Origin of the sequence: Paratractidigestivibacter sp. (assembly GCF_963660155.1) — a bacterium.
Lineage (GTDB): Bacteria > Actinomycetota > Coriobacteriia > Coriobacteriales > Atopobiaceae > Paratractidigestivibacter.
Genome location: NZ_CAVKWG010000051.1, coordinates 1 through 8,770 on the forward strand (window position 1 = coordinate 1; position 8,770 = coordinate 8,770).

Consider the following 8,770-nt stretch of genomic DNA (forward strand, 5'->3'; position numbering starts at 1 on the left):
GGCGCTCAAGACCCTGCTGGGCAAGGACAAGATCGAGGTCAGCGACCTGCCGAAGATCAACCCCCTGAAGCTGCCCCAGACCCTGCGCGAGGTCGTTGATGCCATCAACCAGATTCCGCCCGTGCCGGAGTACTACCCCGAGCGGAGGGAAAACTAGAACAGCTCTAGGGTCATGAAGCCATCCACGGGCACGGATACATAGAGGAGCCGTCAACGCCGCTCTGAACGCCTAAGTTCCCCTCGCCTCGCGCGAATTCGGACTTGCAAGGCCGTCGCCTTCGGGTGACGGCCTTTTTTGTTGCCGCGGCAAAAGGTTGGGCCCACCAGCCTCAAGCACCGTTTGACGAGAAGCCTCGAATGCCGAATGCGGCGCAGGTCGAAAGGGGAATAATCGAAAAGGTGCTACTGGCAGCAATGAGTTCACTCAGCCGAAGGAGGCTCACGTGGGTAGATCAGGCGGACCCGGCGGCGGAGGCGACGGCGGGGGCGGAGGCTTCTCCGGCGGCGGCCGCGGCGGCGGCAGTTTTTCCGGCGGTGGAGGCGGAGGTCGCTCGGGCGGCAGGTCCGGGGGCTTCTCCGGCGGACCCGGCTATAGCGGCGGCTCTCACGGCGGTTACGGCGGCGGGCGGCGCGGCGGCGGCTTCGGCGGCGGCGGGCGGCGCGGCGGCGGCTTCGGCGGCGGCATGGGCGGCTTTCCTATGGGCGGCTTCGGCGGCTTCAACGTAGGCCCCAGCATCAACCTCGGCGGCGGTGGCGGCGGCTGCGGTGGCTGCGCGGGCACCATCATCGGCTTCCTCATCGTCGCCATGCTTCTTATGGTGCTTTCCGGCGCCATGAACAGCTGCTCCGGCTACAACGGTTACGACTACGGCAACAGCTCGCACGGCTCCTATTCGTCGGACTACACCACGACGACCTCGGACACCGTGCGCACTAAGCTCGACGGCGTCGTGTCCAAGACCGCCTACTACACCGACGAGGACGGAGACTGGATCCACTCCGCGAGCAAGCTGGAGAACGGCCTTTCTCACTTCTATGACAAGACCGGCGTGCAGCCTTACATCTACATCCTGAAGAACGGATCCGTGACCTCCTCAAGCGAGCTCGAGACCCTGGCCGCGAAGTACTACGACCAGCTCTTTACCGACGAGGGCCACTTCCTGCTCGTCTTCTGCGACAACGGTAAGGGCACCTTCAACGCCGCGTACTGGTACGGCACGCAGGCCCGCACCGTCATGGACGACGAGGCCATCGGCGTGCTGCGCGAGCAGCTGAGCCGTGCCTACAACAACGCGAGCTCCGAGGAGGAGATCTTCTCCGACGCGTTCTACAACACGGCCGACGTCATCATGAAGGCGGCCGACAGCGAGACCTCCAAGGGCAACATCCTCAAGGTCGTGGGCGTCGTGGGCGTTGTCGCCATCGTGGGCGGCGTCGCATACGTGGCCATCAGGAAGAAGAAGGAGGCCGACGCCGAACGTGCCAAGCGCGCGAACGAAATCCTAAACACCCCGCTCGAGAAGTTCAGCGATGCGAGCGACCCCACCGGCGACAAGAACATCGACGACCTCGCGGCCAAGTACGAGGACAAGAGCGACGACGCATAAACCTGCAAAGGGGACAGTCCCTTTTGCAGGTGGCAAGGCACAAACCGGCGATGAGCCGGACCGATACAAACGAAAGGTAGAGAACATGAGCATCCTCAATCGCTTCGCCACCATCATCAAGGCCAACATCAACGAACTCCTCGACCGCGCCGAGGACCCCGCCAAGATGGTCGACCAGTACCTCATCGACCTCGGCGACAACCTGGCCAAGGTTAAGCAGGAGACCGCCGGCGTCATGGCCGAGGAGAAGCGCTGCCAGCGCCTTGTTGACGACAACAAGGCCGAGGCCGCTCGTATGGAGGACCTGGCCAAGAAGGCCCTCTACGCCGGCAACGAGGGCGACGCCCGCACCTTCCTGGCCAAGAAGCAGCAGCTCGAGGCCAAGGGCGAGGAGCTGCAGAAGGCCGCCGACGCCGCCAAGGCCAACGCCGACAAGATGCGCCAGATGCACGACAAGCTCGTGAGCGACATCGAGCAGCTCAAGGCCCGCAAGGAGTCCATCAAGGCCAAGTCCGCCGTCGCAAAGACCCAGAACATGGTCAACGAGATGACCTCCGGCACCGACCGCGCCGCCGGCGCTATCGACGCCTTCAACCGCATGGAGGCAAAGGTCGACAAGCAGCTCGACACTGCCGATTCCATGGCCGAGCTCAACTCCGCTCCCGCCGACTCCGCCGAGGCCCTCGAGGCCAAGTACGCCGGCAACACCGACGCCGCCGTCGACGACGAGCTCGCCAAGCTGAAGGCCGAGATGGGCCTTTAAGACCCGCTTGGCGCGGCGGATTTTGGCCATGCCTCAAAATGCACGGACCATTCGTAGCCGGGTGCGTTATCCTCTTCATGTTTCCTGACGAGAGGAGATAGCGTGCCCGGCTACGTTCTTAGCTGCTGCTCAACCGTCGACCTTACGCGCGATTGGCTCGATGGGCGCGACATCAAATACGTTTACTTCAACTACGTGCTCGACGGGGTATCCTGCAAGGACGACTTCGGCCAGACCAACTCCCCCTCCGACCTCTACGCCAAGATGCTCGCCGGCGCCGACGCAAAGACCTCGCAGGTCTCGACCGGCGACTACGTCGAGCACTTCGAGCAGTTCCTCGCCGCGGGGCTCGACGTGGTGCATGTCACGCTGTCGAGCGGCATTTCCGGCACGTACAACTCGGCCGTCGCCGCGAAGGGCATCCTTGCCGAGAAGTACCCGGAGCGAAAGCTCATCGTGGTCGACTCGCTTTGCGCGAGCGCCGGTTACGGCCTGCTCGTCGACCGCTTGGCCGACCTGCGCGACCAGGGCATGGGCGCCGAGGAGCTGGGCGCCTGGGCCGAGGACCACAAACTCGAGGTCCAGCACTGGTTCTTCTCGAGCGACCTCACGTTCTTTATCCGCGGCGGGCGCATCTCCAAGGCGGCCGGCCTGATCGGCGGCATGCTCAAGATCTGCCCCGTCATGGACGTCGAGCCCGACGGCTCGCTTGCCGTCAAGGAGAAGATCCGCAACAAGAAGAACACCATCAAGCGCGACCTGCAGATCATGGAGGAGCTCGCGGTCCGCGGCGTCGATTATGCCGACAAGGTGTTCATCTCCCAGGCCGATTGCGAGGACGACGCCCGCGAGGTCGCCTCGCAGGTCGAGGCCAAGTTCACCAAGATGGACGGCCCCGTGCACCTCTTCCCCATCGGCGCCACCATCGGCTGCCACACCGGCCCCGGCACCGTCGCCCTCTTCTTCTGGGGCAAGCCGAGGGCGTAAACGAACCCCACCTGCACAAAAATCGGACTTGTCAACGATTTTCCAGGAATCACAAAGCACAACGGCTGCCTGCGATTACAAAATCGCAGGCAGCCGTTTAGCATTATGTCGCGATACTTTTGGGGTACGCCGAAAATCGTTGACAAGTCGGTTTTTTGTGCAGCGCGCCTAGATTCGGCACTCGAAAAACTCGCGATAGAGGGCGATTTCGGCGTCGGTGTCCTTGCTGGAGGCGAATTCGACCGCGCCGGCATGGCCCTCGGGCGCGAGAAGCCCGGCCGCGGACAGCCGCGAGCGCAAATGGCGCGCCGTGCCGGCTCCCCCGTCGAAGAACTTGACGTCGGGCCCAAGCACCTCGGCGATCTGCCCGCGCACGAACGGGTAATGCGTGCAGCCGAGGACCACCGAACGGACGGTGCCCGCAAACGACCCGACGTAGCCGCGGATCATCTCGGTGAGGTCGGGCTGCTCCAGCTCCCCGTGCTCGATGCGGCCCGCGAGCCCGGGGCATGGCACCGAGATGACCTCGCAATCCTTGCCGTAGGTCGCCGCCAGGTCGTGGTACTTGTCGAGCGTGAGCGTGATGTCGGTGGCCATGACGAGGATCCGGCCGTGATCCGGTGCCTCGGTTGCAGGCTTAAGTGCAGGCTCAATGCCAATAATAGGCAGGTCTGGATAGGCGTTGCGCAACGGCGCGGCGGCAACGGAGGTCGCCGTGTTGCACGCGATCACAATGGCCTTGGCCCCTTGCGCGACGAATCGCCCCACGATGTTGCGCGAGAGCTCGAGCACCTGCGCCTCGGGCTTCTCGCCGTACGGGGCGTTGGCCGAGTCGCCGAAGTAATGGAAGTCCTCGCCCGGGAGCTCGGCCACGAGCGACCGCAGCACGCTGGTGCCGCCGACGCCGGAGTCGAAGACGCCGATGAAGCTGTTCGGGTCGGCGCTCACGCTACGCCTCCTTTGACTTGCGGCGCTTGGCGGCCAAGGTGTCAAGGCCGTGGTGCACCGTCATGATCGGGTGATGCAGAAGCATCCTAGGGCCAGCATAGCGCATGACGTCCTTGATGGCCTGCCGCTGCGCCGGCGCATAACAGTGCACCTTGCACTGGGAACAGAACGTCTTTGTGGCCATGAACGGGCAGCGGCCGATGCGCGCGGAGGCGTAGTCTGCCAGCGCCGCGCAGTCCTCGCAGAGCTGACCGCGGGCCGTGCCGTGGTTGCTGCGACAGTACACGCCGATCATCTGCGTGACAACCTCGCGCTCGCGCTCGCGCTTGGCCTCGATCTTCTCGGCCGATAGGCCGCTTTGGCTGTTTTGCGTCATGTGCGTGCCCTCCTTAGCTCACGCGGCCAGAGTCCATGGAATAGGTCTTGTCGGCAATCGCGCTGGTGGACGGCCGGTGGCTGATAAGGACCACGGCGCGCTTGCCGCGCTGCTCGTCGAGGGAGCGCAGGACCTGCGCCTCGTTGAGCGCGTCGAGGTTGCTCGTGGGCTCGTCGAGCAAAAGCAGCTGCGCGTCGTGCAGAAATGCGCGCGCAAGGCCAAGTCGCTGCCGCTCGCCGCCCGAGAGGGTGTCCCCGAGCTCGCCCACCATGGTGTCGTAGCCGTCGGACAGGCTCATGATGAAGTCATGCACGCTCGCGGCGCGGCACGCCGCCTCGAGCTCGGCATCGGTGGCGTCGGGCTTCGCGAGCAGCAGGTTGTAGCGGATGCTGTCGTGGAAGAGATGGGTGTCCTGCTCGACGAAGGCCTCCATGTCGCGCAGCGAGCCCGTGGTGATGGCGCGGACATCGGTGCCGCTAATGCTCACGCGGCCCTCGTCGACGTCCCAAAAACGCATGAGCAGGCGGCAGAGCGTGGACTTGCCGGATCCCGAGCGGCCCTGGATGGCGACGATCTGGCCGGGCTCGACCTCGATGCTCACGTCGTCGAGAATCTTCTCGGGCGCGGCGTCCAGAGCGTCCGCGTCCCCGCCCTCGGCGGTCGCGCCGGTCCCGTAAGAGAAGCTCACGCCCTCGGCCGCGGCGCCCGTGAACTTTGAGATGCGAACGCCGTCCTCAGACACATCCTCAACCTGCGGCTCCTCTTCCAGGATGTCGAGCACGCGGTTGCCGGCGGCAAGCGTGCCCTGCAGCGTGGAGCCGAGGTTGGCCAGCGCGACGAAGGGCCCGAACGAGCTGAACGTGGCGACCGTGGCCAGGACGCACCCGGTGCCGTCGACCTCGCCGTTCGCCGAGAGGGAGAGCGCCAGCAGCATCTGGGCCACGGAGACGACCATGATGATGCCGCTCGTGAACGTCTGTCCCTGTCCCGCGACGCCGCGGAGGCGCCCCTGCGTGTCCACGAGCTCGCCGCTCAGGCGGTCGAGCTCGGCCAGTCGGCGCTGCCCCGCGCCGAACTGCAGCACCTCGGATAGGCCGCGAAGGCCGTCGAGAACGAAGCCCGAGAGGCCTGCCGCCTGGTCGCGGGAGGCGCGCCCGTCGGCGCCGGAGGCGCGCGACACCGCGACAGGCACCGCGATGCCGACGACCGCGTAGCCCAAAAGCGCGACCGCGGCCAGCGCCGGGTGAATGCAGCCCAGGTAGATAGCCATTATCGCCGCCATGAGCACCGCGATGCACACGGGGCTCACGGTGTGCGCGAAATACACCTCAAGAAGCTCGACGTCGGAGGTCACGGTCGAGATGAGCGATCCGCGGTCGGCGCCGGAGAGCTTGGCCGGCGCGAGCTCGCGCAGCTTGCCGAAGACGAGGCTGCGGATATGCGCGAGCAGCCTGAAGGCGATGTAGTGGTTGCAGCGCTGCTCGATGAAGTGCAGCACGCCGCGGGCCACGGCCAGCGCAGCAAGAAGCCCAGCGACGGGCGCCAGCTCGAAGAGCGAGCCGACAGCCGCCGCCCGCACGGCAGCGCCCGCGGCGATGACCGGGATGGCGGTGGCGCAGCAAAAACCCGCCACGCCGCACGCGACGGCCAGGCACACCCAAGGCGAGAAGGGCGATACGAACCTCGCGAGCTCCCACATAACGCGCGCGTTGCTCCTCTTACGCATCGGCGCTCACCTCGCTCTCGTCGGCGGCGGCAGGCATGGGCGCGGCTTCCGTCGTCTTCTTTGTGACGGCCTCCAGCGCCGACTGCGTGGACCAAAGGTGCTGGTAGGTGGCGCAACGGCCGAGAAGCTCCTCATGCGTGCCGGAGCCGACCACGCTGCCGCCGTCGAGCACGTAGATGGTGTTCGCGGATGTGACGTTGGCCAGGCGGTGGGAGATAACGACGACGGCCTTGTAGCGCGCGAGCTCGCGGACGGCCTCCATGATGGCCTCCTCGGACTCCACGTCGATGTTGCTCGTGGCCTCGTCGAACACGTAGACGGGGCTGTTGGCAAGGATCGCGCGGGCGAGCGCCAGGCGCTGCCGCTGGCCGCCCGAGAGGTTCTCGCCGTTTTGCTCGAGGCGCGTCTCGAGGCCGTCCTGCTCGCCGAGGAAGTCGGCCAGGCGCGCGAACGCGAGGGCGCCCCAGATGTCCTGGTCGCTCGCGTCGGGCGCCGCCATGAGCATGTTGTCGCGCACGGTGCCGGCAAAGAGGTGCGCCCCGATGCCGACAACGGTCACGTAGCGCGCGAGCGCCGCGCGGTCGATGTCGCGCACCTGCTTGCCGCCCAGAAACACGCTGCCGGCATAGCCGTCGTAGCGGCCCGCGAGCAGCGACGCGATGGTGGACTTGCCGCTGCCCGACTCGCCGACGATGGCGGTGAGGCCCACGGACGGAACGTCGAGGCTCACGTTTCGCAGGACCGGGCGGCCCTGCTCGTAGGCAAAGCTCGCCCGCGTCATGGCGAAGTGGTCGCCGCGCTCGGTGCCAAGCGGGCGCGCCTCGGGCTCGGGCAGCGCGAGCAAGTTAAAGATCTTATCGGCGGCCGCCATGCCGTTCATGGCCACGTGGAAGTAGCTGCCGAGCTGACGCATCGGCAAGAAGAAATCCGCCGAGAGCAGGATGATGAAGAGACAGCCGAAGAGGTCGACGGCGCCGGCGGCCGTGGCCGCGAGCGCGACCGCCATGCCCGCCACGGCCCCGCCCAGAGCCACGATGTCCATCACGATGATGGAGTTCAGCTGCATGGTGAGGACCTTCATGGTGACGACGCGGAAGCGCTCGGCCTCGGCGTTCATGGCCGCGTGGCGGGCGGCGTCGGCCTGGTAAATCTTGAGCGTCGTGAGCCCCTGGAGGTTCTCGAGGAAAGAATCGCCCAGCTCAGCGTACTGGTCCCAGTAGCTGCCGAGGATCCGCTTGGCCACCTTCTGCACGGCCACGATGGTCACCGGGATGAGCGGCACGCACACGAGCAGCACGATGGCCGCGGGCAGGCTCACCGGCGCCACCGCGAAGAAGAGCGTGACAGGCGCGAGCACGGCGTAGAAGAGCTGCGGCAGGTACTGGCCGAAGTAGGTCTCGAGCTGCTCGCAGCCCTCGACGGAGAGCTGCACGACCTCGGCGGTGGGCACGAGCTCCGTGTAGTTGGGGCCGAGGCGCAGGAGCTTCTCGTAGATGCGCCGGCGCAGCGTGCGCTTGACGTCGCGCGAGGCCATAAAGCTCGCCGTGGCTTGGAAACGCGTGGCGATGACGCGCGCCGCGATGCCAATAAACAGCAGGTAGAGCACGGCAGCGGGTACCGCGGAGCCGGTCGCTGCAGCGGCGAGCGCGCGCGCGATGGACCACACGAGCGCCATGTTGCCAAGAAGCCCGACCCACTGGAACGCCACGGTGGCGACGACGTAGCGCATCGCCTCGGGCACCAGCTCGAGGAGTCGTTTATCCATCATCTCAGGTATACTCCGAATCTATATGCGCGCCGGACGGCCAAACGCCAGCTCCGGCGCAGAAGTTTCGCAGGTCAAACACGTTCATCTTACCCGATGGACCTGAACCAAAGGAGTAAACACATGAGCAACGAGGGCAAGAAGGTCAAGGTCCACTACGTCGGCACCCTGGACGACGGCACCAAGTTCGACTCCAGCCGCGACCGCAACGAGCCGCTGGCCTTTACCTGCATGGCCGGCCAGATGATTCCCGGCTTCGACGCCGCCGTCAAGGACATGGAGGTCGGCCAGGTCGTCGATGTCCACATCCCGGCCGCCGACGCCTACGGCGAGCGCCGCGAGGAGCTCATGCAGACCATCCCCGTGAGCATGCTGCCCGGCGCCGAGAACCTCTCGGCCGGCGACAAGGTCATGCTCGCCTCCCCCACCGGCCAGCCCTTCCCCGCCACCGTGGCCGAGGTCAAGGACGGCAACATCACCTTCGACATGAACCACGAGATGGCCGGCAAGGACCTCAACTTCAACATCGAGCTGCTCGAGGTCGAGGAGTAGCAAGTCGGCACGGCGACCTGCAAAGGGGACAGTCCCTTTTGCAGGT

At 65.9% G+C, this 8,770-nt stretch carries 8 protein-coding genes; 4 read left to right on the top strand and 4 right to left on the bottom strand.

The genetic code is table 11. The annotated features are described in order from the left end of the window. Nucleotides 1-443 precede the first annotated feature (443 nt). The 3 genes from U5709_RS10585 (at nucleotide 444) to U5709_RS10595 (ending at nucleotide 3,357) form a co-directional block, all read left to right on the top strand. A complete protein-coding gene (locus tag U5709_RS10585) occupies nucleotides 444-1,607 on the top strand; it encodes a hypothetical protein (RefSeq protein ID WP_321971327.1) in 1,164 nt (387 codons plus the stop codon). 85 nt (nucleotides 1,608-1,692) lie between these two features. Beyond that, on the top strand, nucleotides 1,693-2,370 hold the full coding sequence (locus tag U5709_RS10590; protein WP_321971326.1) for a PspA/IM30 family protein: 678 nt from the start codon (nucleotides 1,693-1,695) through the stop codon (nucleotides 2,368-2,370). A 102-nt stretch (nucleotides 2,371-2,472) separates the two neighbouring features. Beyond that, nucleotides 2,473-3,357, top strand: a complete 885-nt coding sequence (locus U5709_RS10595) for a DegV family protein (protein WP_321971325.1) — start codon at nucleotides 2,473-2,475, stop codon at nucleotides 3,355-3,357. A gap of 168 nt (nucleotides 3,358-3,525) precedes the next feature. Here the strand turns inward: U5709_RS10595 and murI are convergent, their stop codons facing one another. Genes murI through U5709_RS10615 form a run of 4 tightly spaced genes read right to left on the bottom strand, consistent with a single transcriptional unit; the run spans nucleotide 3,526 to nucleotide 8,175 of the window. After that, nucleotides 3,526-4,305, bottom strand: coding sequence for a glutamate racemase (gene murI, locus U5709_RS10600; protein WP_321971324.1), 780 nt, complete (start codon nucleotides 4,303-4,305; stop codon nucleotides 3,526-3,528). Nucleotide 4,306: 1 nt separating this feature from the next. After that, the gene (locus tag U5709_RS10605) at nucleotides 4,307-4,681 is read right to left on the bottom strand and encodes a nitrous oxide-stimulated promoter family protein (RefSeq protein ID WP_321971323.1); all 375 of its coding nucleotides are present in this window, start codon (nucleotides 4,679-4,681) and stop codon (nucleotides 4,307-4,309) included. 13 nt (nucleotides 4,682-4,694) lie between these two features. Beyond that, nucleotides 4,695-6,407, bottom strand: coding sequence for an ABC transporter ATP-binding protein (locus U5709_RS10610; protein WP_321971322.1), 1,713 nt, complete (start codon nucleotides 6,405-6,407; stop codon nucleotides 4,695-4,697). Further along, nucleotides 6,400-8,175 (bottom strand): ABC transporter ATP-binding protein/permease, encoded by a 1,776-nt coding sequence (locus U5709_RS10615; protein WP_321971321.1) that lies wholly within the window; start codon nucleotides 8,173-8,175, stop codon nucleotides 6,400-6,402. The genes U5709_RS10610 and U5709_RS10615 overlap by 8 nt, the downstream gene beginning before the upstream one ends. Nucleotides 8,176-8,295: 120 nt before the next feature. Between U5709_RS10615 and U5709_RS10620 the strand changes: the two genes are divergently transcribed. After that, nucleotides 8,296-8,724 (top strand): peptidylprolyl isomerase, encoded by a 429-nt coding sequence (locus tag U5709_RS10620; protein WP_321971320.1) that lies wholly within the window; start codon nucleotides 8,296-8,298, stop codon nucleotides 8,722-8,724. Nucleotides 8,725-8,770: the final 46 nt, after the last annotated feature.

Coding starts and splice junctions, on each gene's coding strand:
- U5709_RS10590 (WP_321971326.1), top strand. CDS start 1,693: ATGAGCATCCTCAATCGCTTCGCCACCATCATCAAGGCCAACATCAAC.
- U5709_RS10605 (WP_321971323.1), bottom strand. CDS start 4,681: ATGACGCAAAACAGCCAAAGCGGCCTATCGGCCGAGAAGATCGAGGCC.
- U5709_RS10610 (WP_321971322.1), bottom strand. CDS start 6,407: ATGCGTAAGAGGAGCAACGCGCGCGTTATGTGGGAGCTCGCGAGGTTC.
- U5709_RS10615 (WP_321971321.1), bottom strand. CDS start 8,175: ATGATGGATAAACGACTCCTCGAGCTGGTGCCCGAGGCGATGCGCTAC.
- U5709_RS10620 (WP_321971320.1), top strand. CDS start 8,296: ATGAGCAACGAGGGCAAGAAGGTCAAGGTCCACTACGTCGGCACCCTG.